This window comes from Pseudokineococcus sp. 5B2Z-1, from assembly GCF_037482305.1.
GTDB lineage: Bacteria > Actinomycetota > Actinomycetes > Actinomycetales > Quadrisphaeraceae > Pseudokineococcus.
This window is the reverse complement of record NZ_JBBHZG010000005.1, coordinates 1-24,863: the sequence shown is the minus strand read 5'-3', so window position 1 is coordinate 24,863 and position 24,863 is coordinate 1. Positions and strand designations below refer to the sequence as shown.

Here is a 24,863-nt window from a genome sequence, read left to right as displayed (position 1 = left end):
CCCCCCCCCCGGTGCAGCACGCCGTCCTCGCGGGCGACCCGGTGACCGGTGCCTGCGCGTTCCGGCTCGAGGAGGGCCTGGACACCGGTCCGGTGCTCGGGTCCCTCGAGGAGCCGGTGGGACCGCGGGACACGGCGGGCGACCTGCTCGAGCGCCTGGCGCCGGCGGGCGCGGACCTGCTCGTCCGGGTCCTCGACGACCTGGAGGCGGGGACGGCGCACGCCGTCCCGCAGCCGGCGGAGGGCGTCACCCTCGCCCCCAAGCTGCGCCCGGACGACGCCCGCGTGCGCTGGGAGGACGAGGCGGCGGCGGTGGACCGCCGCGTGCGCGGGTGCACCCCGGCCCCAGGGGCGTGGACGACCTTCCGCGGGCAGCGGCTGCGGCTGGGACCGGTGGAGCCCGTGCCCGCCGACGCCCTGCCCGCCGAGGCCGTGCCCCTCCACGCCGTGCCCGAGGTCGGAGCGGCGCTCGCTCCGGGCGCGCTGCGGGTCACCCGGGGCGCGGTCCTCGTGGGCACCGGGACGGGGCCGGTGGCGCTGGGCGAGGTCCAGCCCGCCGGCAAGAGGGCCATGGCGGCGCAGGACTGGGCCCGGGGCGTCCGTCCCGCCGACGACGAGGTGCTGGGAGCAGACGCGTGAGCGACGACGAGAGCGGCACCGGGACCGGCGCCGGGGCGGGCCCCGGGCGGGGCGGGCGCGGACGGGGCGGTGGGACCAGCGGTGGTCGCCCGCGCAGCCCGGGCGGTGCCGGCGATGGGCCCCGCGGCGGTGGGCCCCGCACCGGTGGGCCCCGCACCGGTGGGCCCCGTGCTGGAGGGCCGCGCTCCGGCGGACCGACGGGCGGCAGCCCGCGGGCGGCGGGTCCCGCCGCCGGAGCCGGCGGGCGCGGCGGTGAGGCCGGGCGGCGCAGCGGCCCCGACCGCCAGCGCTGGTCCACGCAGAAGCCCTCGCAGCGCTCGCGCGGCGCGGGGCCGGCGCGCGAGGTCGCCTTCGACGTCCTCACCGCCGTCCGCGAGGAGGACGCCTACGCCAACCTCGTGCTGCCGGCGCTCCTGCGCCAGCACCGCCTCGACGCCCGCGAGGCCTCGCTGGCCACCGAGCTGGCGTACGGCACGCTGCGCGGCCGCGGCCTCTACGACGCCGTCCTCGCCGCCTGCGTCGACCGCCCGCTCGCGCAGGTGGACCCGCCGCTGCTCGACGCGCTGCGGCTGGGCGTCCACCAGCTGCTCGCGACGCGCGTGCCCCCGCACGCGGCCGTGAGCCAGACGGTCGGCCTCGTGCGCACCCGGGTGGGCCCCGGCGGCGGCGGCTTCGCCAACGCCGTCCTGCGGCGGGTGGCAGAGCACGACCGCGACGCCTGGGCGGAGCGTGTGGCGCCCGAGGACGGCGACCCGACCGAGCGCCTGGCGGTCCTCCACAGCCACCCGGCGTGGGTGGTGCGCGCGCTGCGGGAGGCGCTCGTCACCCACGGCCGCGACGTCGGCGAGCTCGAGGCGCTCCTGCGCGCCGACAACGCCGCCCCCGAGGTCGTCCTCGCGGCCCGGCCGGGGCTCGCCACGCCCGAGGAGCTCGTGGCGGCGGCGGGGGCCGCGGTGCTGCGCAGCACCGCCGGCGCGTGGTCGCCGCAGGCCGTGCGGCTCGAGGAGGGCGACCCGGGCGCGCTGGTGCCCGTGCGCGACGGCCGCGCCCGCGTGCAGGACGAGGGCAGCCAGCTCGTGGCGCTCGCCCTCGCCGCCGCTCCGCTCGAGGGCCGCGACGAGCGCTGGCTCGACCTGTGCGCCGGCCCCGGCGGCAAGGCGGCGCTGCTCTCCGCGGCGGGCGCCGCCCGGGGCGCCCGGCTCACGGCCGTCGAGGTGAGCGAGCACCGCGCCCGGCTCGTCGCGCAGGCGCTGGCCACGGGCCCGGAGGTCGACGTGCGCACCGGGGACGGCCGCGCCGTCGGCGCCGACGAGCCCGGGGCCTACGACCGCGTGCTCGTCGACGCCCCCTGCACGGGGCTGGGCGCCCTGCGCCGCCGCCCCGAGGCGCGCTGGCGCCGGCAGCCCTCGGACCTGTCCGGGCTGGGGCCGCTGCAGCGCGACCTCCTCGCCTCCGCCCTGGCGGCGGTGCGCGTCGGCGGCGTCGTCGCCTACGTGACGTGCTCGCCGCACCCCGCCGAGACGGTCGCCGTCGTCCGCGACGCCGTCCGGCGCGGCGCGGTCGACCTCCTCGACGCCCCGGCCGTGCTCGACGCCGCGGCGCTCTCGCCCGTCCCGGGCACGGCGCCGCCCCTCGACGCGGGCGGCGCCGAGGTGGAGGCTGCCGGCCGCACCGCCCAGCTGTGGCCGCACGCCCACGGCACCGACGCGATGTTCCTGGCCCTGCTGCGCCGCACGGCGTGAGGGCGGGGGCGACCCGAGCGGTAGGAGGGCGCGACGGCGGGCGGACGCCCGGTGTGGTCCGCGTCCGGCGCAGCGCGGCTCCGGGCACCGGCGCGGCGCGCTGCGGTCGGCTCGCGGAGGGTCGCCACGTCAGAGGCCGGGCGCCGGCCTGACGTGCCCCTCCGCCCCTCCGCCCCGCCGCTCCGGACGCTCGTGCCGGGAGGAGTCGCCGACCCGCCGCACCCGCCCGCGGCTCGTAGGCTCCGCGCGTGACGGACGACGACGGCAGCCCTCAGGACAGCAGGCCCGAGGGGAGCGGGGGACCGCAGCGCACGATGCGCGTCCACCCGAGCATCCTGTCGGCGGACTTCACGGACCTCGCCGCCGAGGTGCGCCGCATCCCCACGGCGGACGCGGTGCACGTCGACGTCATGGACGGCCACTTCGTGCCCAACCTCACGCTCGGGCTGCCCGTCGTCGAGCGCCTGGCGCAGGTGAGCGACCTGCCGCTGGACTGCCACCTCATGGTCGAGGCGCCGGACCGGTGGGCGCCCGCGTACGCCGAGGCCGGCGCGGCGGGCGTCACGTTCCACGCCGAGGCCGCGGCCGCGCCCGTCCGGCTGGCCCGCGAGCTGCGCCGCCTCGGGGCCCGCGCGGCCGTCGCGCTCAACCCGGCGACGCCCGTCGAGCCGTGGGTCGACCTCCTCGGCGAGGTCGACATGGTGCTGCTCATGACCGTCGAGCCGGGCTTCGGCGGCCAGTCCTTCCTCGACGTCGTGCTGCCGAAGGTCCGGCGCCTGCGGGCGGCGATCTCCGCCGCGGGGCTGCCCGTGGCCGTGCAGGTCGACGGCGGCGTCAGCGCCGAGACGGTGGGCCGCGCCGCCGAGGCGGGCGCCGACGTCTTCGTCGCGGGCTCGGCGGTCTACGGCGCCGAGGACGCGGCGGCCGCGGTCGAGGACCTGCGCGCCCGGGCTGCGGCGGCGGTCGCCGGCCCCGTCGACTCCGGCCCCGTCGACTCCGGCCCCGCCGACCGCGGGTGAGCGGCGCCGTCGACGCCCTGGCGTCCGTCCTCGACGCCGCGGTCGTCATCGGGGGCGTGCCCCTGCTGCTGCGCGAGGTCGTCGGCAACCTCTTCGGCCTGGCCTCCGCCGTCGGCGGGATGCGCCGGCGCGTGTGGGCCTGGCCGGTCGGCGTCGTCGGCAACGCCCTGCTCTTCACCGTCTTCCTCGGCGGCGTCTTCGCGACGCCGCAGGCCGTCGACCTCTACGGGCAGGCCGGCCGGCAGGTGTTCTTCCTCCTCGTCAGCGTCTACGGCTGGGTGCGGTGGAGCCGCACCCGGCGCGCCGGGGGAGCGGGCGCCCCGGCCGTGGAGCCGCGCTGGGCCACCGGTCGCGAGCGGGCCGCGCTCGTCGCCGTCATGGTCGTGGGCACGCTCGGGCTCGCGCAGGTCTTCGCGCGGCTCGACTCCTTCGGGCCCTACCCGGACGCGTGGATCTTCACGGGCTCGCTGCTCGCCACGTACGGCATGGCCCGCGGCTGGATCGACTTCTGGCTCGTGTGGATCGCCGTCGACGTCGTCGGCGTGCCGCTGCTGCTGGCCGCCGGGTACTACCCCTCCGCCGTGCTGTACCTCGTGTACGCGGGCTTCGTCGTCTGGGGCGCGCGGACGTGGGTCGTCGCCCGCCGGCGCGAGGGGCGCGCCGACCCCGGCGCGGACGGGCCCGCGGACCCGGCCGTGACGGCGCTGGGCTGAGGGCGACCCGGCCGTGACGGCGCCGGGCTGGGGGCACCCGGCTCGGGCACCTAGCCTGGGCCCCCGTGAAGACCTTCGACGACCTGTTCGCCGAGCTCGCCGCCAAGGCCGAGCAGCGCCCGGAGGGCTCGCGCACCGTCGCCGAGCTCGACGCCGGCGTCCACGCCATCGGCAAGAAGGTCGTCGAGGAGGCCGCCGAGGTGTGGATGGCCGCCGAGCACGAGAGCGACGAGCGGACCGCCGAGGAGGTCTCCCAGCTGCTGTACCACCTGCAGGTGCTGCTGCTGGCCCGCGGGCTGACGCTCGAGGACGTCTACGCCCACCTCTGAGCAGCCCCCTCTGAGCAGCCCCCTCTGAGCAGCCCCCTCCGGCACCCCCTCGCACGCGACCCGCGCGCCCGCCACCCGCCCCCCCCGGCACCACCCAGGAGACCCCGCCCGTGCTGCGCATCGCCGTCCCGAACAAGGGCTCGCTCGCCGAGCCCGCCGCCGCCCTGCTGCGCGAGGCCGGCTACGCCGAGCGCCGGACGGGTCGCGAGCTCGTGCTCCACGACCGCGCCAACGACGTGGAGCTCTACTTCCTGCGCCCCCGCGACATCGCGGTGTACGTCGGCGCCGGCACCCTCGACGCCGGCATCACGGGCCGGGACCTGCTCCTGGACTCCGGCGCGGACGCCGAGGAGGTGCTCGAGCTCGGCTTCGCCTCCTCGACCTTCCGCTTCGCCGCCCGCACCGGGGAGGCGCCCGCCGACGTGACGGGGCTGGCGGGGCGCCGCGTCGCCACGAGCTACGACGGCCTCGTGCGCGCCCACCTCGCCGAGCACGGCGTCGACGCCCCCGTCGTCCGCCTCGACGGCGCCGTGGAGATCTCCGTGGCCCTCGGGGTCGCCGACGTCATCGCCGACGTCGTCGAGACGGGCTCGACGCTGCGGGCGGCGGGGCTCGAGGTCTTCGGCGACCCGATCCTGCGGTCCGAGGCGGTGCTCGTGCAGCGCCGCGGCGTGACCGCCCCCGAGGGGCTCGACGTCCTCGTGCGCCGGGTGCAGGGCGTCCTCGTGGCCCGCGAGTACGTCATGGTCGACTACGACGTCCACGTCGACCTGCTCGACGCCGCCTCGTCGGTCACGCCGGGACTGGAGTCGCCGACCGTCTCGCCCCTGCGGGACGCGAGCTACGTCGCCGTGCGGTCGATGGTGCGGCGCGGTGAGGTGAACGCGGTCATGGACCGGCTCTACGAGATCGGCGCCCGCGCCATCCTCGTCACGACGATCCACGCCTGCCGGATCTGACGTGGCCGACCCCTCCGGCGCCCGCCGCGGCGGCCCCGACGACGGGCGCGCGTCCGAGCGCGCCCGCTTGCACCGCCCCTTCGCCCCGCGCCGGGCCCGCGTGGTCGCCGTCGCCGTCGGCGCCGCCGCGCTGCTCGGCGGGCTGCTCCTCGCGGTGCTCGTGCCCGAGCTCGGCACCTTCGACCGGGTGGGCTTCGTCGTGGTCGGCGCCCTCGTCGCCGGCTTCATGGCCCTGCAGGCGCGCGTCCGCGTCGTCGTCGACGAGCAGGGGCTGCAGGTGCAGAACCTCCTCCTCTCGCGGCGGCTGGAGTGGGCCGAGGTCGTCCAGGTGCGGTTCGGCGGCGGCCAGCCGTGGGTGCAGCTGGACCTGTCGGACGGCGACGTCCTGCCCGTCATGGCCGTGCAGCGCGCCGACGGCGCCGCCGCCGAGGCCGAGGCGCAGCGCCTGGCCACGCTCGTGGCCCTCCACGGCCCCCGCGACGACGGCTGAGGCTCAGTCGACCGGCGGGACGGCGGTTAGGGCCTGCTCGGTCGACATCCCGCCCACCTGCAGCAGGTCGACGACGGTGCTGCGCAGCTGCCCGACGCAGACCGCGGCGGACAGCCCGAGGCGCCGGCTCCCGAGGACGCCGGCGCGGCGGCCCAGGTCGACGAGGTCGTCGAGGAGGTCGTCGTCGCGCCGCCCGGCGTCGACGGCCTCCGACAGCAGCCGCGCACCGGTGGCGAGCTCCTCGAGGAGGGTCCACAGCTCGGGCGGCAGGGGCTCGCCGCGCTGCTCGGCGACGGCCACCCGCCGCAGGAGCACGCGCACGTTCCGCATCGCCCGGTCGAGGGGGACGGCGAGGTCGCGCACCACCTCGAGGCCCGGGCGGTGGCGGTGGCGGAAGGGCGAGAGCCGCAGCCCCTCGAGCGCCTCCTGCGCCGCGGGCGCGAGGTCCTCGAAGGCCCGCTGCCCGGCGCGCGCCCGGTCCAGCGCCGCCTGCGCCCGCTCGCCGTCGGCGTGCTTGGCCGCGGCGGCGGCCTCGGCGAGCAGGAGCGCCACCTCGCCCGTCGCGGCGGCGGCGAGGCGGCGCGGCCGCATCAGCGGCGCGGTCGGCAGGAGGGCCGCCACGACGAGCGCCACGGCCCCGCCGACGAGCGCGTCGACCCAGCGGTCGAGCCCCGCGGACGCCGGTGCGGCGAGGGAGGTGACGATGCTCGCCTGGACGCCCGCCTGGGTGACGAGCAGCTGGCCCGCGTCGAGCAGGACGGCGAGGGCCATGGACAGGCCGACCACGACGGCGAGCTGCCAGACGCCCGTGCCGAGCCAGCTCGCGAGCAGGTCGCCGACGCCGATGCCGAGCGCGACGCCGACGACCACCTCGCCCGTGCGCCGCAGCCGGCCCTCGTAGGACTGGCCGAGCGCGACGACCGCGGCGACGGGCGCGAAGAAGGGGGTCGGGTGCCCGAGGACCAGGTGGGCGATGGCCCAGGCCGCCCCCGCGGCGAGCGCGCACTGGACGATGTTGGGGCCGCGCCGGCGCAACCGGGCCAGGCGCTCGCGCGCCGAGCGGCGCCCGCGGACGGCGGCGCGCAGCGGCCAGACGCGCTGGAGGTCGAGGCGCTCGCGTCCACGGCTGCCGGGCACGCGCCCGATGCTCCCAGGTGCTGCTGCTCAGCGGTGCTGGTGCTCCCCGGTGCCGGTGCCGGGCGGTTCCCGTGCCGCCCTCATCCCGTGCCGCCCTCACCCCGTGCCGCCCTCACCCCGTGCCGCCCTCACCCCGTGACGACGACGACGTCGGCGCGCGCGGCGGGCGCGTGCGCGCGCAGGTGCGCCTCCTCCTGCGCGGCCCAGCGGTCCCAGTGGGGGGCGTAGGCCTCGCCGTCGCGGGCCAGCGCCCGCCGCCGTCGCACCTCGTCGGGCGCCTGCGCCCACACGAGGACGTCGCCCGGCGCCAGCCCCGCGGCGCCCGCCCCCACCCCCTCGACGACGAGCAGCGGCCCCGGGGCGACGACGAGGTCGTCCCCGGCGCCCGACCACCCGCCGGCGTCCCAGTCCCAGCGCCGCAGCCGGGCCGGCCGGCCCGCCCGCCAGGCCGGCAGCACCTCCTCGACCAGGCGCGCGGCCCCGGCGGCCAGCCCGTCCCACCCCGGGTACAGGTCGTCCAGGTGCAGCACGGGGGCGTCCAGCGACGCCCCGAGCGCCGCGGCCAGCGTCGTCTTGCCCGCGCCGCTGCGGCCCTCGACGAGGACGGCGCGCGGGAGGGAGCGCGGGCCCGGGGCGCCGCGGTCCCTAGGCTGGTGCGCGTGAGCCTCGCCGTCCGCGTCGTCCCCTGCCTCGACGTCGACGCCGGCCGCGTCGTCAAGGGCGTCCGCTTCGCCGGCCTGCGGGACGCGGGCGACCCGGTCGAGCTCGCGCGCCAGTACGGCGACGACGGCGCGGACGAGCTCGTCTTCCTCGACGTCACGGCGAGCACGGACGAGCGGTCCACGACCTACGACGTCGTCGCGCGCACCGCCGAGCAGGTGTTCGTGCCCCTCACCGTGGGCGGGGGCGTGCGCACGGTCGCCGACGTCGACCGGCTCCTGCGCGCCGGCGCCGACAAGGTCGGCGTCAACACCGCGGCCGTCGCGCGGCCGCGGCTCGTCGCCGAGGTGGCCGACCGCTTCGGGGCCCAGGTGCTCGTCCTGTCCGTCGACGCCCGCCGCTGCCCGCCGGGCACCCCGGAGGCCGAGCGCACGCCGTCCGGGTTCGAGGTCACCACGCACGGCGGGCGACGGGGGACGGGGGTCGACGCGCTCGCCTGGGCCGCCGAGGCCGCCCGCCTGGGGGCGGGGGAGATCCTCCTCAACTCCGTGGACGCCGACGGCACGACCGGCGGCTTCGACCTCGAGATGCTCCGCGCGGTCCGCGGCGAGGTGGGCGTCCCCGTCGTCGCCAGCGGCGGCGCCGGCCGGCTCGAGGACTTCGCGCCCGCCGTCGCGGCGGGCGCGGACGCCGTCCTCGCCGCCTCCGTCTTCCACTTCGGCGTGCTCCGCGTGGGCCAGGTGAAGGACGCCCTCGCGGCCGCCGGGCACCCCGTGCGCCGCGCCGGCGCCGCCGTCCACGCCGCGGACGGCGCCCCGCCCCCCGGCGGGCGGGAGGACGTCGGGCCCGCGCCCGCCCCCTGAGGCCGGCCCCGTCGGCGGGTCGGGGAGCACCGCGGCCTCAGACCGCCCGGTCGAGGCCCGCCAGCGCGCGGACGTCCTCGGGCGCGCCCTCGACCTCGACGCGGGCGACGGCCTCGCGGCCGAAGCTGTGGAGCAGCACCTCGCCCACGTCGCCGCGCAGCACGACGGTGCCGGCGCCCTCGGGGGCGCGGCGGGCGACGACGCGCCCCTCGGGGGTCTCCAGCACCACGCCGACGGGTGAGCGCCGGTAGAGCAGCCGGGCCCGCCCGCGCAGGCCGCCCCAGAGCGCCCTGCGCACGTCGGCGGGCAGCGCGCGCGGCTCCGCGGGCGCGTCGCCGGCGCGCCGGACGTCCTCGGCGTGGACGAAGTGCTCGCCGGTGTTCACGGCCGTCTCGACCCCCGGCAGGGCGAAGGGCGACAGGCGCGGCGGCCCGGAGGCCACGAGGTCGACGAGGACCTCGTAGGGGCGGGCGGCGACGGCGTCCCGCACCCGCTCGCCGTGGCCGGCGAGGGGCGGGACCACGAGGCCCAGCGCCGCGTCGGGACGGCGCTCGCGGACGACGAGGTGGGCGGCGAGGTCGCGCGCGGTCCAGCCCGCGCACAGCGTCGGGGCGTCGGGACCACGGCGGCGCAGCTCCTCGACGAGGACGGCTCGCTCGGAGGCGGAGGGCGTCATGGCCGCCATCGTGCCGTCCCGGGCCGACGGCGCCCAGCGGGCGCCGAGGAGGGGCCCCACGACGAGCGGATCCGGCGGGGGCGGCTCGCTCGTGGTGGTCTCTCGCGAGGTGGGCTCCCTCGTGGCCGGGTCGGGTGCGGGCGGGCGCCGTCCGGGGCACTGGCTACGCCCCCGCGCTGGGGCCGGCGCCCAGCACGGGCGCTCGCCTGAGGTGCCCCGGACGCCACCCGCCCCCACCCCTCGCCGGCGTCACCGCGCGTCCGGTGCCGTCGTCGTGGCTGGGTCGGTGATCGGGCGCCCGCTCCGTGGCGTCGGCTGCCACGACCGCCGCGGGGCCCCGGGAAGCCCGGGACGCCGCTGTCGGTTGCCCGTGAGAACGTGTGGTGCCCAGCCTCGTGGGCCCGCCTGAGAGGACGTCCGTGCCCCGCCGCTCCGCACCGCCCCCCGTCCCGGACCGAGCCGCAGCGCATCCTCCCGGCCCCCAGCCGTCCTCTCCGGAGCCGTCCCCCCGCGCCTCCGAGGTCCCGCGCCAGCCGGACCGCCGCCGACGCCCGTCGCGGCCCGCGCGCCCCGCGCACCCTCCGGGCGCCACGCGCCGCGGGGTCCGCGTCGTCGCCCGCGGGGCGCGCGACGAGCCGCGCGTCCTCGCCCTGGCCGTCGCCGTCTCCGCGGTCTACGGCGCCGGGACGGCGGCCGCGGGCTGGCTCCTCGGCCGCACGACCGACGAGGTGCTCGCGCCGCTGTTCGCCGGCGACCCCGGCGTCGACCGCGGCGACGTGCTCCTCGCCGGTCTGGCGCTCGCGGGCGTCGCCCTCGTCACCGCGGTGGCGGTGGCGCTGCGGCGCATGGTCGCCGGCCGGGTCTTCGCCAACCTCCAGGCCCGCTACCGGCGGCGCCTCGCCCACCAGTACCTGCGCCTGCCGATCGCGTGGCACCACCGCCACCCCGCCGGCCAGCTCCTGGCCAACGCGAGCAGCGACGTCGAGGCCAGCTTCACGATCTTCAACCCCCTGCCGATGGCGCTCGGGGTCGTCGTCATGGCGGTCGTGGCCGCCGTCGCGATGGTGGCGGCCGACCCCGTGCTCGCCCTCGTCGGCCTGCTCAGCCTGCCCGCGATGGTCGTCGCGAACATCGCCTACCAGCGCGCCATGTCGCCCCGCGTCGTCCGGGCCCAGGCCCTGCGCGGCGAGGTCTCGGCCATGGCGCACGAGAGCTTCGACGGCGCCGTCGTCGTCAAGACGCTCGGCCGCGAGGGCGCCGAGACGCGTCGCTTCGGCGCCGCCGCCGACCGGCTGCGCGGGGCCAACGTCGACGTCGGACGCACGCGCGGCGCCTTCGACCCGGCCGTCGAGGCGCTGCTGAGCCTGGCGAGCCTCGCCGTCCTGGCGGTCGGCGCGGTGCGCGCCGCGTCGGGGGACGTCGGCGTCGGCGACGTCTTCACGGTGGTCTACCTGCTCACGGTGCTCGCGTCGCCGGTGCGCGCCTTCGGGTGGGTCCTCGCCGAGCTGCCCCGGGCGGCCGTCGGCTTCGGGCGCGTGCGGACGGTGCTCGACGCCCGCGGCCGCACGACCTGGGGCGAGAGCCCCCTGCCGCGCGGCGGCCTGTCGCTGCAGATGCGCGGGGTCGAGCTGGCGCACGCGCGCGGGGCGGACGAGGACCTCGACGCCGGTGAGGTCGCCGGGGTGGGGGGCGCGGGCGCGCCGGGGCCCGCCGACGCCCCCGCGGCCGACGGCGTGCCCGCCCTGCGCGGGGTCGACCTCGACGTCCCCGCCGGGTCGACGACCGCCCTCGTGGGGCCCACCGGCTCCGGCAAGTCCACGCTCGCCTCCCTCGCCGTGCGGCTGCTCGACCCCGACACCGGGGTCGTGCGCCTGGGCGGCGTCGACGCCCGCGAGCTGCGCGAGGGCTCCCTGCCGGCCGAGGTCGCCCTCGTGCCCCAGGGCACCTTCGTCTTCGACGACACCGTCCGCGGCAACATCACCCTCGGCGCCGAGGTCGACGAGCAGCGCCTGCGGGACGCGCTCGAGACGTCGCAGGCCGCCGAGTTCGTCGACGCCCTGCCCGAGGGCCTCGAGACGCGCGTGGGGGAGCGCGGCACCTCGCTGTCCGGCGGTCAGCGCCAGCGCCTGGCGCTCGCCCGGGCCCTCGTGCGCGACCCGCGCCTGCTCGTCCTCGACGACGCGACCTCCGCCGTCGACCCGGCCGTGGAGGCCGAGATCCTCAGCGCGCTGCGCCGTCCGCCGGCGCCCGGGGCGCCGCGGCCCACGGTCCTGCTCGTGGCCTACCGGCGGGCCACCATCGCCCTCGCCGACCGCGTGGCGTGGATGGAGCACGGGCGCGTCGTCGACGAGGGCACCCACGAGGAGCTGCTCGAGCGGCGGCCGGCCTACCGCCACCTCGTCACGGCGTACGAGGAGGCGGCCCTGGCGGCCGACGCCCCGTCCGGCGGCCCGTCCGGCCCCGCGGCCGCCGCCCCGGCGGCCTCGACCTCCGGGGGCCGGCGGTGAGCGCCGCGGGCGCCCCGCCGCCCGCGGGCACGCGCATCGCCCGCGAGGCGGGCGACGGCGTCGTCGCCACGGTGCGGCGCGGTCTCGCGCTCTCCCCGCTCATGCGCCGGGGGCTGCTGGGCACCCTCCTGCTCGGCGTCCTCGCGACCGCCGGGCGCGTCGTCGTGCCGCTCGCCACCCAGCGGACGGTCGACGCCGGCATCAACGGCCCCGACGGGCCCGATCCGGGCCTCGTGACGCGCCTCGTCCTCGTCGGCGTGGTCGTCGTCGTCGCGACGGCCTTCGTGTCCTACGTGGTCAACCGGCGCCTGTTCACCGCGACCGAGGCGGGTCTGGCGGAGCTGCGCACCACCGCCTTCCGGCGCGTGCACGACCTGTCGGCGCTCACGCAGTCCTCCGAGCAGCGGGGCTCGCTCGTCTCCCGCGTGACGACGGACGTCGACACGATCTCCCAGTTCCTCCAGTTCGGCGGCCTGCTGCTCGTGCTGTCGGTCGGCCAGGTGCTCGTCGTCTCGGTGATCATCGGCGTGACGTCCTGGCAGCTGCTGCTCGTCGTCGTGGCGTGCTTCGTGCCCGTCGTCCTCTTCGGCCGCTGGATGCAGCCGCGGGTCTCCGCGGCCTACGCGGAGGTCCGGGCCCGGGTGGGCCGCGTCCTCGGCGGCGTGTCGGAGACGGTCGTCGGCGCCGACACCATCCGCGCCTACGGCGCCGAGGAGCGCACGCGGGAGCGCGTGGACGCGGCGGTCGAGGACCAGCGCCGCGCGCAGGTGCGCGCCCAGACGCTCGTCGCGACGTCCTTCTCCACGGCCGTGCTCGGCGCGGGCGTCGTCGTCGCCGCGGTGGTGGTCGTCGGCGCGCTGCTCGGCGTCGACGGCGACCTGACGCTCGGGCAGTTGACGGCCGTGCTGCTCCTCGTGCAGCTCCTCACCGGCCCGGTCCAGAGCCTCACCGAGGTCCTCAACGAGCTCCAGAACGCCGTCGCCGGCTGGCGGCGGGTCCTGGCGCTCCTCGACACGCCGGTCGACCTGGCCGACCCGGGCGAGGACGGCCGCGAGCTGCCCGCCGGGCCCCTCGACCTGCGCGTCGAGGGCGTCGGGTACGCCTACCCGGGTGGGCGCCCGGCCCTGTCCGACGTCGACCTGGACGTGCCGGCGGGCACGCGCGTGGCCGTCGTGGGGCGCACCGGCTCGGGCAAGACGACGCTCGCCCGCCTGCTCACGCGCCTGCAGGACCCGGTGAGCGGGCGCGTCGTGCTCGGCGGCGAGGACCTGCGGCGGGTCCGCGCGGCGAGCCTGCGCCGCCGCGTCGCCATGGTCCCGCAGGAGGGCTTCCTCTTCGAGGGGACCGTCGCCGACAACGTCGCGATGGGCCGCGAGGGCAGCACGGGCGAGGACGTGCGCCGGGTCGTCGACGAGCTCGGCCTCGGGCCGTGGGTCGACGGGCTGCCCGACGGCCTCGGCACCCGCGTCGGCCAGCGCGGCGAGGCGCTGTCGGCGGGGGAGCGCCAGCTCGTGGCCCTGGCGCGGGCCCGCCTGGCCGACCCCGACGTGCTCGTCCTCGACGAGGCGACCTCGGCGGTCGACCCGGCCCTCGACGTGGCCATCGGCGCCGCCCTCGAGCGGCTCATGGCCGGGCGGACCTCCGTGACGATCGCCCACCGGATGTCGACGGCCGAGCGGGCCGACCTCGTCGTCGTCGTCTCCGGCGGGCGGGTCACCGAGACCGGCCGCCACGTCGACCTCGTCGACGCGGGCGGTCACTACGCCGAGCTGCACCGCGCGTGGGCCGCCCAGCTCTCGCCGGCGGGCGGCTGACGCCGTCGGCCGGAGACGACGGGGGCTGAGGCCGTGGGCGACGACGGCGGCGGGTCCGGGGCGGGGCCGGGGGCGGTGGGAGGATCGGGGCGTGAGCGCCCCCACCTCCTCCGGCACCGACCTCGACCCCGCGGTGGCCGCCCGCCTGCGCCGCACGCCCGACGGCCTCGTGGCCGCGGTGGTCCAGCAGCACGACACCGGCGAGGTCCTCATGCTCGGCTGGATGGACGACCGGGCCCTCGCGCTCACCCTCAGGACCGGCCGCGCCACCTACTGGAGCCGCAGCCGCCAGGAGCTGTGGCGCAAGGGGGACACCTCCGGGCACGTGCAGCACGTGCGCTCGGTCGCGCTGGACTGCGACGGCGACGCCCTGCTCGTCCGCGTCGACCAGACGGGCCCCGCGTGCCACACCGGGACCCGCACCTGCTTCGACGGTCGCGACCTCGGCGCCCGCGACGTCGTCACCGAGGGGACCTCGGGCGGCGTCACGGGCGGCGTCCCTGGCGGGGGCGGCGCGTGAGCGCGGGACCCGACGGGCGCCTCGGGGCGACGTGGCCGTCGCTCGACGTCTTCCGCGAGCTGGCCCGCGACCGACGGGTCGTACCGGTCGTGCGCCGTGTGCTCGCCGACGGCGAGACGCCCGTGGGCCTCTACCGCAAGCTGTCGGGCGACGCGCCGGGCTCCTTCCTCCTGGAGTCCGCGGAGGGCGGGCGCTGGTCGCGCTGGTCGATCGTCGGCGCGCGCTCCGGGGCGATGCTGCTCGGCGGCGACGGCGCCTCGCAGTGGGTCGGCGAGCCCCCCGCGGGCGTGCCGACCTCCGGTGAGCCCACGGAGGTGCTGGCCGCCGTCATGGACGCCCTGCACACCCCGCGGCTGCCCGGCCTCCCGCCGCTGACCGGCGGCATGGTCGGCGTCCTCGGCTACGACGTCGTCCGCGCCTGGGAGCGGCTGCCGGTGCGCTCGCCCGACGAGCTCGGCGCGCCGCCGGTGATGATGGCGCTCGCCACGGACGTCGCCGTCCTCGACCACAGCGACGGCACGCTGCTGCTCGTGGCCAACGCGGTGAACCACGACGGCACCGACGAGCGCGTCGACGAGGCCTGGGCCGACGCCGTGGCGCGGCTCGACCGCATGGTCGCCGAGCTGGCCGCGCCCGCGCCGTCCACGGTCGCCGTCCACGACGGCGGCGGGGGCGAGCCGCCCGCGCCGCGCGAGCGCACGCGCCGGGAGGACTACCTCGAGGCCGTGCGGCGCGGCAAGGAGGCCATCGTCGACGGCGAGGTCTTCCAGGTCGTCCTCTCCCAGCGCTTCGAGCTGGACTGCCCGGCCGACGCGCTCGACGTCTACCGCTGCCTGCGGGCGTCCAACCCGAGCCCGTACATGTACCTGTTCCGGGGTCAGCGCCCCGACGGCAGCCGCGTCGACGTCGTCGGCTCGAGCCCCGAGGCGCTCGTCAAGGTCGAGGCGGGCCGGGTGCTGGCGCACCCCATCGCGGGCACGCGCCCGCGCGGCGCCAAGCCCGAGGACGACGTCCGCCTCGCGGAGGAGCTCCTCGACGACGCCAAGGAGCGCTCCGAGCACCTCATGCTCGTCGACCTCGCGCGCAACGACCTCGCCCGGGTCTGCGAGCCGGGGACCGTCGACGTCGTCGAGTTCATGGCGGTCGAGCGCTACAGCCACGTCATGCACCTCGTCTCGACCGTGCTCGGCGACGTGCGCCCCGGGACGGCGGCGATGGCCGTGCTCCGGGCGGCCTTCCCGGCGGGGACGCTGTCCGGCGCGCCGAAGCCGCGGGCCATGGAGCTCATCGACGCGCTCGAGCCGGTGCGGCGCGGGGTCTACGGCGGCGTCGTGGGCTACCTCGACTTCGCGGGCGACCTCGACATGGCCATCGCCATCCGCACGGCCGTGCTGTCCGACGGTCGGGCGCACGTGCAGGCGGGCGCCGGCGTCGTCGCCGACTCGGTGCCGGAGCTCGAGGACGCCGAGTGCCGGGCCAAGGCGGCGGCCGTGCTGCGCGCCGTCGCGGCGGCGAGCACGCTGCGACCGCCGGCGCCGGCCGGCGGCCCGCGATGAGCGCGGCCGGCCGAGGCGGGCGGCTCCCCCGGGCCCGCGCCGTCCTCGGCCTGCTGGCGCTCGGGGCGGTCGTCGTCGTCTCGGGAGCCCTCATGTGGACGCGGGCGGACGTCGACGGCGCCCTCGCCGGCGCGGGGGCGGTGGCGGCGACGGGCGGGTCGGCGGCCCCGCTGGTGCCGGCGCTCGGCCTCGTGGCCCTCGCCGGGGCCGCCGCCGCGAGCACCACGCGCCGCGCCGGGTCGCTCGTCGCGCTCGGCGTCGTGGCGGCCGCGGGCGCCGGCGTCGTCGCCGGCGCCGCGGGGGTCCTCGCCGACCCGCTGGGCGCCACCGCCGGCGAGGTCGGGCAGGTGCTCGGCGTCACCGCCGGCTCGGTGGGTCCGGGCGACGCGAGCGCCACCGCGACGGCGTGGCCCTGGGTCGTCGCGGTGGTCGGCGCGCTGCTCGCCGTGCTGGCGGTCGCCGCGCTGCCCGCCTCGCGCGCGTGGCCGAGCGGGCGCCGCTACGAGGCGCCGTCCGCCCGGGGCGAGGACTTGGAGCGCGGCGTCGACGCCGGTGGGGTCGGCGACGGCGGCGGCGGGGCCGCAGGGACGAGCGCCGGGGGCGGTGGCGCGGGCGCCCGGACCGGCGACCCGGTCACCGGGACCGAGGACGAGGGCCCGGCCGCCGAGCGGGCGCGGCGCCGGGGAGAGGCCTTCGACGCGTGGGACTCCCTGTCCCGCGGCGAGGACCCGACCGGCGGGGCGGACGGCCACCGCCCTCGCGACGGCCGCCGCTGACCCGACGCCGGGGCGGCGCGGGAGGCGCGGGGCGCCGCGGCTGGCATGATGACGAGGCGCCCGAGGGGCCGCGCGAGCGGTCGCCGCGGGCGCCGCGACCGCCCCGCGCGGCGCGGGGTCGCCCACCACCGACGACCAGACCGACCGACGAGAGCGAGCCGCGCGTCGGACCGCCGCAGGGCCGTCCGGGCCGGTCGAGGAGAGCCCCATGGCCGAGCGCACGCAGGACCGCGGCACCCAGCAGGACACCCAGCCGGACACGAGGCACCAGCCGCAGCTGCCCCCGCACACGGAGGACCACGGGCACAGCCTCGCCGCGTGGGTGGGTGTCGGCGTCGTCATGCTCGGCGCCCTCGTCGGCTGCCTCGCGGTCGTGTTCACCGTGTGGTGGCTGCTGGCCGTCGGCTTCGTCGTCATGGCCGTCGGGCCCGTCGTCGGCATCGTCCTCGCCAAGATGGGTCACGGGGCCGGCAAGCCCGAGCAGTCCTCCGACGAGCCGGGCGACGAGCCCCACCACGGCCCGGCCGCGCGCTCCGGCGAGGCGGCGTCGACGACGGCCAACGGCCCCCGCTGAGCCCCGCCCCGACGGAGGTGCCCGGGGTGCCGCGCCGCTGGCCCCCGCTGGTCCTCGGCGCGGCCGGGGCCGCGGCGCTGACCGCTGTCGCGCTGCGCGACCCGCACGTGCCGGGCAGCTGGGGCACCTGCCCCGTCCTGCTGGTCACCGGCCTGCCCTGCCCGGGGTGCGGCGGGTTGAGAGCCGTGTCCGACCTCCTCGCCGGCCAGCCGCTGACGGCGCTGGGCAGCAACGCCCTCGCCGTCGTCCTCGTCGTCGGCGGGGCGCTGGCGTGGGCGGCCTGGACCACCGCGGCGCTGCGACGACGGCCCCTGCGCCTCGTCGACGCCGTGACGGACCGGCGGGCGGTGGTCGGGGTGGCCGCCCTCGCCGTCTTCACGGTCGTCCGGTGGCTGCCCGGCGCCGGCGCGGTGCTCGGGCCCTGAGGCTGCGTCCGCCGCTGGTCCCGGCGCCACCACCTCGTGACGTCACCCGGCACGAGGCGACCCGCTTCGAGGCGACCCGGCACGACGTCATCGGGCACGACGGAGGGCCCGGACCAGGCGGTCCGGGCCCTCCGTCGTGCCCGCGCGGGGCCTCGAGAGGCCCGTCGAGGACGGCGCAGCAGGCGTCAGCCGAAGACGTCCTCCGACTGCTCCTGGATGCACTGCTGCTGCTCCGCGCCCGTGAGGCCCTGGCACTCCTGGAAGGCGTCCCCGAAGAGGCTCAGCCCCACCGCGAAGAGGACGACGCTGAGGACGCCGAGGACGAGGGAGACGATCGACAGGACGAGGCCGGTCGTCGCCACGCCGCCGTTCGTCGCCTCGCCGCGCTTCACGCGCCGACGCGCACCGACGCCGAGGACGATGCCGACGACCCCGATGATCACGGCGGGGATGCCGACGAGGAAGATCCCGAGGCAGACGGACAGCAGGGCCACGATGCCGACGACGAGCGCTGCCACGCCGAGGCCGTTGCGCGGCTCCTGGTGCGGCTGCCCGCCGTAGGACGAGGCCGCGGCGTCACCGCCGTAACGGGCCGGCTCGCCGTAGCCACCGGTCGAGGGCCGGTCGTACCCGCTGCCGTCACCGGAGGACTGGCCGTAGCCGGGCGCGGCGTCGCCGTAGCGGGGCTGCTCCGGCGGGCGGTCGCCCGACGGCTCCTGGCCGTAGCGCGGCTGGTCGGGGTCGCTCGGGGTGCTCACGTCTGGCCTCCTGGCTGGGCCCGTGGGGGCCCGTCGTCGGGGGTCGGCGGTCGGCCGGCTCGCCGCCGTCCGGCGGCGGTGCCCCGCCGCTCGGGGCGGTCGTCCGACGCTATCGGCGCTGCGCCCGCACCGCGCGGCGCGCGCGCCGTGGGACCCGCACGGGTGCGTCCGGTCCTCCCCACGCGCAGGACCGGACGCCGGCGGGACCGGACGGGGCCACGGCGGGCACGTCCGGGGCGGGGCGGGGGCGCGGGAGCGCGGCGGGCCACGCACTAGAGTCCTGCGCGGCAGGACGGCTCGACCGGAGCGGTGCTCGGGACCGAGCCGCCCGCGCCCCGGAGGGGCCGTCGGCCCAGCAGGACCGGGCACGGCGGGCCCGAGCACGGCAGGCCCAGGTGCACCAGGCGGACCCAGCACAGCGTCGAAGCGGAGGAGCCCTCACGTGAGCGTGCTCGACGACATCCTCGCCGGGGTCCACGCCGACCTCGCCGCGCGGCAGGAGACCACCTCGCTCGACGAGCTGAAGGAGCGCGCGTCCCGGCGCCCCGGCGCCCTGGACGCCGTCGAGCGGCTGCGCCGGGTCGACGGCGACGAGGAGCGCGGCGCGGTGAAGGTCGTCGCCGAGGTGAAGCGCTCGAGCCCCAGCAAGGGGGCCCTGGCGGCCATCGGCGACCCGGCGGGCCTGGCGCGCGACTACGAGGCCGGGGGCGCCGCCGTCATCAGCGTCCTCACCGAGCGCCGTCGCTTCGGCGGCAGCCTCGAGGACCTCGACGCCGTGCGCGCGGCCGTCGACGTCCCCATCCTGCGCAAGGACTTCGTGACCACCTCCTACCAGGTGTGGGAGGCCCGGGCCCACGGCGCGGACGTCGTGCTGCTCATCGTCGCGGCCCTGGAGCAGCCCGCGCTCGTCTCGCTCGTGGAGCGGGTCCACTCCCTCGGCATGACGGCGCTCGTCGAGGTGCACGACGTCGAGGAGGTCGCCCGGGCCGTCGACGCAGGTGCCCGGGTCGTCGGCGTCAACGCGCGCGACCTGCGGACCCTGCACGTGGACCGCGGCACCTTCGCCGCCGTGCGCCCCGCAGTCCCCGCCGGCGTCGTCGTCGTCGCCGAGTCGGGCGTCCGGGGCTCCCACGACGTCTTCGACTACGCCCGCGCGGGCGCCGACGCCGTCCTCGTCGGCGAGGCGCTCGTCACGGGCGGCGACCCCCGCGCCGCGGTGGCGGACCTCGTCGCCGCCGGCAACCACCCCTCGACCAGGGCAGGACGCGCATGAGCACGAGCACACCGCCCCGCACGGGCACCGCCACCGGGCTCCCCGAGGGCGCGGCCCTCTCGAGCGCCTCGGGGCCCTACTTCGGCGAGTTCGGCGGGCGCTTCGTGCCCGAGGCGCTCGTCGCGGCCCTCGACGAGCTCGACGCGGCCTTCACGCAGGCGTGGGCCGACCCGTCCTTCCGGGCCGAGCTCGACGAGCTCCACCGCACCTACACGGGGCGGCCGAGCATCCTCACCGAGGCGCCGCGCTTCGCCGCCCACGCGGGTGGCGCGCGGGTCTTCCTCAAGCGCGAGGACCTCAACCACACGGGCTCGCACAAGATCAACAACGTGCTCGGCCAGGCGCTGCTCACCAAGCGCATGGGCAAGAAGCGCGTCATCGCGGAGACGGGCGCGGGCCAGCACGGCGTCGCGTCCGCCACGGCGGCGGCGCTGCTCGACCTCGAGTGCGTCGTCTACATGGGCGAGCGCGACACCGAGCGCCAGGCGCTCAACGTGGCGCGGATGCGGCTCCTCGGGGCCGAGGTCGTGCCGGTGCGCACGGGCTCGCGGACCCTCAAGGACGCCCTCAACGAGGCGATGCGCGACTGGGTCGCCCACGTCGACGACACGCACTACCTCCTCGGCACCGTGGCCGGGCCCCACCCCTTCCCGACGATGGTGCGCGAGCTGCACCGGGTCATCGGCGAGGAGGCGCGCGAGCAGCTGCTCGAGCGCGTCGGCCGCCTCCCGGACGTCGTCGTCGCCTGCGTGGGCGGCGGCTCGAACGCCATGGGCATCTTCCACGCCTTCCTCGACGACGCTGACGTCGCGCTCCTGGGCCTCGAGGCGGGCGGCGACGGCGTCGCGACGGGACGGCACGCCTCGTCCATCACGGGCGGGGCGCCGGGCGTCCTCCACGGCGCGCGCTCGATGCTCCTGCAGGACGACGACGGGCAGACGGTCGAGTCGCACTCGATCAGCGCGGGGCTGGACTACCCGGGCGTCGGCCCGGAGCACGCGTGGCTCGCCGCCACCGGCCGGGCGCAGTACCGCCCCGTGACGGACGACGAGGCGATGCAGGCGATGCGCCTGCTGTGCCGCACCGAGGGGATCATCCCCGCCATCGAGACGGCGCACGCCCTCGCCGGTGCGCTGGAGGAGGGCCGCCGGCTCGGGCCGGACGGCGTCGTCCTCGTCAACCTGTCCGGGCGCGGCGACAAGGACGTCGACACGGCGGCCCGATGGTTCGACCTCGTCAGCGACGAGGACCTCGTCGCGGCCGAGGACGTGCGCACCGACCGCGCCGACGGCGGGGTGCACGCCGGCCCCGACGTCGTCGCCGGCGGCGAGCCGCACGACGAGGGCGTGCCGGAGCGGGGGCCCGGCTCGAGGACCGATCGCGGCGACGCCCCGGTCGACGGCTCGACCGGCGGTCCGGCCGACGACGGGGCCGAGGCCTCCACGGTCGCCCGGGGCGAGCGGTGACCGCCGCTGTGACGACGTCCGGCGCGGCCGGGACGGGGTCGAGCCGCACCGGCGCCGCGATCGACGCCGCGCGCGAGCGGGGCGGGGCGGCCCTCGTGGGCTACCTGCCCGTGGGCTTCCCGGACCTGGCGACCTCGGTGGAGGCCGCGCGGGCGATGGTCGCGGAGGGCGTGGACGTCGTCGAGCTCGGGCTGCCGTACTCCGACCCGGTCATGGACGGACCGGTCATCCAGGCGGCCGCCCAGGCCGCCCTGGAGGGCGGCTTCCGGGTGCGGGACGTCCTCACCGCCGTCGAGCAGGTGGCGGCCACGGGCGCCGCCGTCCTCGTCATGACCTACTGGAACCCCGTGGTGCGCTACGGCGTCGACGCGTGGGCGCGCGACCTGGCCGCGGCCGGGGGAGCGGGGCTCATCACGCCCGACCTCATCCCTGACGAGGGGCAGGACTGGCTCGACGCCTCCGCCGCGGCGGACCTCGACCGCGTCTTCCTCGTCGCGCCGTCGTCAACCCCGCAGCGCCTCGCCAGCACGTCGGCGGCCTGCCGCGGCTTCGTGTACGCGGCCTCGACCATGGGCGTCACGGGCGTGCGCGCCTCGGTCGGCGGTGACGCCGAGCGCCTCGTGCGGGACACCCGCGCCGCGGGCGCCGAGCGCGTGTGCGTCGGCCTCGGGGTCTCGACGGCGGACCAGGCCGCCGAGGTGGCCGGGTTCGCGGACGGCGTCATCGTCGGCTCAGCGCTCGTGCGCGCCCTCGGCGAGGGCGGCGTCCGCTCGGTGGGCGCGGTCGCCGCCGACCTCGCGGCAGGGGTCCGCCGGTGACGGGGACGGCCCTGGCCGCGGGGAACCTCGCGTCGGCGGTGCTCACGGCGATCCCCAGCCCCCCCCAGGGCGTGTGGCACCTGGGGCCGGTCCCGATCCGCGCGTACGCGCTCGCGATCATCCTCGGCATCGTGCTCGGCGTCGTCATCGGCGAGAAGCGCCTGCGCGCGCGCGGCGGTCCGCCCGGAGCGGTCGTGGACATCGCGGTGTGGGCGGTGCCCTTCGGCATCGTCGGCGCGCGGATCTACCACGTGCTCTCCTCGCCGGACGCCTACTTCGGCGAGGGCGGCGACCTCGTGCGCGCCCTCTACGTCTGGGAGGGCGGCCTCGGCATCTGGGGCGCCATCGCGGGCGGGTTCGTCGGCGCCCTCGTGGCGATCCGGCAGCTCGGCCTGCGGCTCGGCGTCGTCGCGGACGCGCTCGCGCCGGGGCTCCTCGTGGCCCAGGCGGTGGGGCGCTTCGGCAACTACTTCAACCAGGAGCTCTTCGGCCGCCCGACCGACCTGCCCTGGGGCCTCGAGATCGACCCGGCCAACCGGCCCGCCGAGTACGCCGACGCCGCCACCTTCCACCCGACCTTCCTCTACGAGTCGCTGTGGTGCCTGGTGGCCGCGGGCCTGCTCCTGCTCCTGGAGCGGCGCCTCAAGCTGGGGCACGGCCGCGTCTTCCTCACCTACGTCTTGCTGTACGTCATCGGGCGCGGCTTCATCGAGACGCTGCGCGTCGACCAGGCGGAGGTCGTCGGGGGCCTCCGGCTCAACGTCTGGACGTCCGTCGTCGTCGGTCTCCTCGCCGTCCTCGGCCTGCTCGTGAGCTCGCTCCGGCACCCCGGGCGCGAGGCGACCGCGCTGCGCGAGCCGGCGCCCGCCGAGGCGGCCGCCGCGGCCGAGACGGAGGCCCTCGACGCGGGGGCCGAGCCCGAGGACGCCGCCGCCGAGGGAGAGCGCGCCGCGGCCCGCGCCCGGGCCAGTGCATCCGGGGACTCCGAGGACGACGCGGCCACCGAGGCTGACGACGACGCGGGGCGCGACCGGCGCGAGTGAAGCCGCTGGCGCACAGGTCGGGTGCGCACACGGCGGTCTCGGCCGACGTCGCGCCCGGCCCTCCCCGCGCCCGGCGGGCCGGCGACCGGAGGCCGTGCCCCCGGACGACCCCGAGATGGGACGAGCGACGGGTCGGCGCGGCACTCGGGCGCTCGGGCGGTCGCCGCGAGCGCCCTCCCGCTGCGCGCGGCCTGGCCGGCCGCGCTCGACCCGCCGACCGGGTGGTCAGTACGGCGGTGGGTCGGCCTCGCCCCACCCGCCAGGACTTCCCGAGGAGGCGTCCGGGTCATCACCGGAGTGACCGTCACGCGCACCTCCGCCCTCGAGCTCGCGCTGCTGGCGTGCGATCTCGGCGTGCACCCGGTCGAGGTCGTGGGCGGCGCTGTCGCGGTGGGGGTAGCGGGGTCGGCCGAGGAGGTGGTCCTCGAGGGCGGCGGCGGCCGCGTCGTCGGCCTCGGTCTGCGCGCGGAGGTCGTCGTCGACGTGGGGCGCCGGTCGCGGCAGCAGAGGCTGCGCCGGGACGTCCACGACCTGACCGAGTGGAGTGGTCCAGGTCAGGCCGGGGTCGCGGGCGTCGTCGGTCATGGGGACGGCCTTCCATCCGCAGTGGTGCTTGGCGAGGTGGTGGCGCCGGCAGAGGACGTCGAGGTTGCAGGGGCAGGTCGGTCCGCCGGTGGCGTGGGGGGTGCGGTGGTCGAGGTCGCAGCGGGTGGCGGGCATGCGGCAGCCGGGGGCCTGGCAGCGGGGTGAGCGGGTGCGGACCCAGCGGGCGCACGCGTCGGTGGGGGCGTAGGGGCCGGGTCCGCCGGTCGCGGCGGCGTAGGAGCAGCTGGATCGCCGCGAGGCGTGGAGCAGCGAGGTGTGCCGCGAGGTCGACGAGGAGCCCTCTGCCGGCCGGGGCGGGGAAGGCGGCGGTGGCGACGTCGGTGTTTCCGGTGGCGACGGCGCGGGGTCGTCGGTGGTGTCGACGCGCACGGTGATCGCCGCTGTGCGGCCGCGTCGGGCGGGTGTGGTTCGGGGGCCCTTGCGCGGTGGGTCGGGCGGTGACGTCGCCGTCGTCGTTCTGGTGGCGGTGGTCGTGGTCGTGGCCGTGGTGGTGGTGGAGTCGAGGGCCTGCAGGTGGCCGTCGAGGCCGACGAGGTGGCCGGTGACCGGTGCGGTCAGGGCGCGGCGGAAGCGGTGCCCGGCGGCGAGGAGCTCGGCGACGGCCATGGCCGGGACTGGTCCGAGGGTGGGGTGCTGGGCGGGGTGGTCGTCCAGGCCGAGCAGGCTGGTCAGGGCCACGGTGACCTGCGGGCCGTGAGGGCTGCGCGCCCGTGCCACACCCGTCGTCGCGGCTGGGGCCGCCCCCGCACTGACGTCCATATCCGCGCGGGCGGCAGCGGCATCAGCGCCGCTGGGCCGGTCGGTGATGGGCAGGTCGGTGGTGGTGGCGAGGTCGACGAGGGCGTCGAAACGGCGCGCGTCGATGCCCCTCCGGTCCGGCAACCCCGCCGCGGCCTCACTGAAGGGGACTAGGCCCGCGGACGTCGCGGCGTGCGGGTCGACCCTGCCGTGCTCCCCGGCCCGCGCCCGGGCGGTGGTGGTCAGGCGCTCGAACACGCACGCCAGGTCCAGCACCGGGCCCGTCGCGACCAGCTGGGCCATCCCGTCCCCGACCGGGAACAGGCGCACCCCGCGGGCGCAGGTCGCGCGCCGCACCCGCCGGCGCACCGCCTCGGGGTCGGTCGTCGCGACGAGGTGACGCACCCGCGCCCGCAGCGCCGGGACGGTGAGCGGGCCGAGGTCGCCGGCCAGGGCCGCGTCGACCTTGGCGGCGTGCGCCGGGGACAGGGCGAGGGTCTCCTCGGCGACCAGGCGGGAGCGCTGCGGGTCGATCCGCCCGGCCTCCAACGCGGCTAACGTCACCGGCAGGCGGGTCGTCACCGCGAGGGCCTCGGCGACCAGGTCCTGCGCCCGCCGCAGCGGCACCACCAGCGCGACCGCCAGCTCGGCCGCGGCGGCCTCGAACGCCAGACCCGCATCCCACCCCGACCCCGACCCCTTCGACGGTCCCGGCACCGATTCGAGGGCGCCCGTGGTGCGTGTCGCGACACCGACCGCCCCA

Annotated in this window: 24 protein-coding genes; 19 read left to right on the top strand and 5 right to left on the bottom strand. The window is 78.5% G+C overall.

Annotated features, from left to right (window positions below):
* From WDV85_RS13115 to WDV85_RS13085, 7 genes are all read left to right on the top strand, one after another.
* Nucleotides 1–638, top strand: a 638-nt coding sequence (locus WDV85_RS13115) for a methionyl-tRNA formyltransferase (protein ID WP_339571052.1), incomplete at its 5' end; no start/stop codon positions are given.
* Nucleotides 635–2,380, top strand: coding sequence for an RsmB/NOP family class I SAM-dependent RNA methyltransferase (locus WDV85_RS13110; protein ID WP_339571051.1), 1,746 nt, complete (start codon nucleotides 635–637; stop codon nucleotides 2,378–2,380). The genes WDV85_RS13115 and WDV85_RS13110, both read left to right, overlap by 4 nt.
* 314 nt (nucleotides 2,381–2,694) lie before the next feature.
* Complete coding sequence (gene rpe / locus WDV85_RS13105) at nucleotides 2,695–3,399, top strand: ribulose-phosphate 3-epimerase (protein WP_445263325.1); 705 nt, start codon at nucleotides 2,695–2,697, stop codon at nucleotides 3,397–3,399.
* The gene (pnuC, locus tag WDV85_RS13100; protein WP_339571049.1) at nucleotides 3,396–4,112 is read left to right on the top strand and encodes a nicotinamide riboside transporter PnuC; all 717 of its coding nucleotides are present in this window, start codon (nucleotides 3,396–3,398) and stop codon (nucleotides 4,110–4,112) included. Before rpe ends, pnuC begins: the two co-directional genes overlap by 4 nt.
* Nucleotides 4,113–4,177: 65 nt before the next feature.
* The gene (locus WDV85_RS13095; protein WP_298802943.1) at nucleotides 4,178–4,441 is read left to right on the top strand and encodes a phosphoribosyl-ATP diphosphatase; all 264 of its coding nucleotides are present in this window, start codon (nucleotides 4,178–4,180) and stop codon (nucleotides 4,439–4,441) included.
* 110 nt (nucleotides 4,442–4,551) lie between these two features.
* Complete coding sequence (hisG, locus tag WDV85_RS13090; RefSeq protein ID WP_339571048.1) at nucleotides 4,552–5,400, top strand: ATP phosphoribosyltransferase; 849 nt, start codon at nucleotides 4,552–4,554, stop codon at nucleotides 5,398–5,400.
* Between the two features lies 1 nt (nucleotide 5,401).
* The gene (locus tag WDV85_RS13085; RefSeq protein WP_339571047.1) at nucleotides 5,402–5,890 is read left to right on the top strand and encodes a PH domain-containing protein; all 489 of its coding nucleotides are present in this window, start codon (nucleotides 5,402–5,404) and stop codon (nucleotides 5,888–5,890) included.
* 3 nt (nucleotides 5,891–5,893) lie between these two features.
* Here WDV85_RS13085 and WDV85_RS13080 read toward each other — a convergent pair whose 3' ends face one another.
* Both WDV85_RS13080 and WDV85_RS13075 read right to left on the bottom strand, forming a co-directional pair.
* Nucleotides 5,894–7,027, bottom strand: a complete 1,134-nt coding sequence (locus WDV85_RS13080; protein WP_339571046.1) for an FUSC family protein — start codon at nucleotides 7,025–7,027, stop codon at nucleotides 5,894–5,896.
* A gap of 128 nt (nucleotides 7,028–7,155) precedes the next feature.
* Nucleotides 7,156–7,557, bottom strand: a complete 402-nt coding sequence (locus WDV85_RS13075; protein ID WP_339571045.1) for a hypothetical protein — start codon at nucleotides 7,555–7,557, stop codon at nucleotides 7,156–7,158.
* Nucleotides 7,558–7,686: 129 nt separating this feature from the next.
* Between WDV85_RS13075 and hisF the strand changes: the two genes are divergently transcribed.
* Entirely contained in the window at nucleotides 7,687–8,550 is an 864-nt protein-coding gene (gene hisF / locus WDV85_RS13070) for an imidazole glycerol phosphate synthase subunit HisF (RefSeq protein WP_339571044.1), read from the top strand.
* A gap of 37 nt (nucleotides 8,551–8,587) precedes the next feature.
* Here hisF and WDV85_RS13065 read toward each other — a convergent pair whose 3' ends face one another.
* Nucleotides 8,588–9,226 (bottom strand): TIGR03085 family metal-binding protein, encoded by a 639-nt coding sequence (locus tag WDV85_RS13065; RefSeq protein WP_339571043.1) that lies wholly within the window; start codon nucleotides 9,224–9,226, stop codon nucleotides 8,588–8,590.
* A 419-nt stretch (nucleotides 9,227–9,645) separates the two neighbouring features.
* Here WDV85_RS13065 and WDV85_RS13060 point away from each other — a divergent pair, with 419 nt between their 5' ends.
* The 7 genes from WDV85_RS13060 to WDV85_RS13030 all read left to right on the top strand — a co-directional run bounded on the left by WDV85_RS13060 (nucleotide 9,646) and on the right by WDV85_RS13030 (nucleotide 17,398).
* Nucleotides 9,646–11,733, top strand: coding sequence for an ABC transporter ATP-binding protein (locus tag WDV85_RS13060; protein ID WP_339571042.1), 2,088 nt, complete (start codon nucleotides 9,646–9,648; stop codon nucleotides 11,731–11,733).
* Nucleotides 11,730–13,547, top strand: coding sequence for an ABC transporter ATP-binding protein (locus WDV85_RS13055; RefSeq protein WP_339571041.1), 1,818 nt, complete (start codon nucleotides 11,730–11,732; stop codon nucleotides 13,545–13,547). Before WDV85_RS13060 ends, WDV85_RS13055 begins: the two co-directional genes overlap by 4 nt.
* Before the next feature lie 91 nt (nucleotides 13,548–13,638).
* A complete protein-coding gene (gene hisI / locus WDV85_RS13050) occupies nucleotides 13,639–14,067 on the top strand; it encodes a phosphoribosyl-AMP cyclohydrolase (RefSeq protein ID WP_339571040.1) in 429 nt (142 codons plus the stop codon).
* Entirely contained in the window at nucleotides 14,064–15,623 is a 1,560-nt protein-coding gene (locus WDV85_RS13045; RefSeq protein ID WP_339571039.1) for an anthranilate synthase component I, read from the top strand. The genes hisI and WDV85_RS13045 overlap by 4 nt, the downstream gene beginning before the upstream one ends.
* Complete coding sequence (locus WDV85_RS13040; RefSeq protein WP_339571038.1) at nucleotides 15,620–16,399, top strand: Trp biosynthesis-associated membrane protein; 780 nt, start codon at nucleotides 15,620–15,622, stop codon at nucleotides 16,397–16,399. The genes WDV85_RS13045 and WDV85_RS13040 overlap by 4 nt, the downstream gene beginning before the upstream one ends.
* Before the next feature lie 208 nt (nucleotides 16,400–16,607).
* Nucleotides 16,608–16,973, top strand: coding sequence for an HGxxPAAW family protein (locus WDV85_RS13035; protein WP_339571037.1), 366 nt, complete (start codon nucleotides 16,608–16,610; stop codon nucleotides 16,971–16,973).
* 26 nt (nucleotides 16,974–16,999) lie between these two features.
* The gene (locus WDV85_RS13030; protein ID WP_339571036.1) at nucleotides 17,000–17,398 is read left to right on the top strand and encodes a DUF2752 domain-containing protein; all 399 of its coding nucleotides are present in this window, start codon (nucleotides 17,000–17,002) and stop codon (nucleotides 17,396–17,398) included.
* Nucleotides 17,399–17,583: 185 nt separating this feature from the next.
* On the opposite strand, the gene WDV85_RS13025 is transcribed toward WDV85_RS13030, so the two are convergent.
* Nucleotides 17,584–18,156 (bottom strand): DUF4190 domain-containing protein, encoded by a 573-nt coding sequence (locus tag WDV85_RS13025; protein WP_339571035.1) that lies wholly within the window; start codon nucleotides 18,154–18,156, stop codon nucleotides 17,584–17,586.
* Nucleotides 18,157–18,598: 442 nt separating this feature from the next.
* Here WDV85_RS13025 and trpC point away from each other — a divergent pair, with 442 nt between their 5' ends.
* The 4 genes from trpC to lgt are packed head-to-tail and all read left to right on the top strand — an operon-like array spanning nucleotide 18,599 to nucleotide 22,756.
* The gene (gene trpC, locus WDV85_RS13020) at nucleotides 18,599–19,429 is read left to right on the top strand and encodes an indole-3-glycerol phosphate synthase TrpC (protein ID WP_339571034.1); all 831 of its coding nucleotides are present in this window, start codon (nucleotides 18,599–18,601) and stop codon (nucleotides 19,427–19,429) included.
* The gene (gene trpB / locus WDV85_RS13015; RefSeq protein WP_339571033.1) at nucleotides 19,426–20,895 is read left to right on the top strand and encodes a tryptophan synthase subunit beta; all 1,470 of its coding nucleotides are present in this window, start codon (nucleotides 19,426–19,428) and stop codon (nucleotides 20,893–20,895) included. The genes trpC and trpB overlap by 4 nt, the downstream gene beginning before the upstream one ends.
* On the top strand, nucleotides 20,892–21,713 hold the full coding sequence (trpA, locus tag WDV85_RS13010) for a tryptophan synthase subunit alpha (protein ID WP_339571032.1): 822 nt from the start codon (nucleotides 20,892–20,894) through the stop codon (nucleotides 21,711–21,713). Before trpB ends, trpA begins: the two co-directional genes overlap by 4 nt.
* Complete coding sequence (gene lgt / locus WDV85_RS13005) at nucleotides 21,710–22,756, top strand: prolipoprotein diacylglyceryl transferase (RefSeq protein ID WP_339571031.1); 1,047 nt, start codon at nucleotides 21,710–21,712, stop codon at nucleotides 22,754–22,756. The genes trpA and lgt overlap by 4 nt, the downstream gene beginning before the upstream one ends.
* Before the next feature lie 225 nt (nucleotides 22,757–22,981).
* Here the strand turns inward: lgt and WDV85_RS13000 are convergent.
* The coding region (locus tag WDV85_RS13000; RefSeq protein ID WP_339571030.1) for an HNH endonuclease signature motif containing protein at nucleotides 22,982–24,863 on the bottom strand (1,882 nt) is incomplete at its 5' end.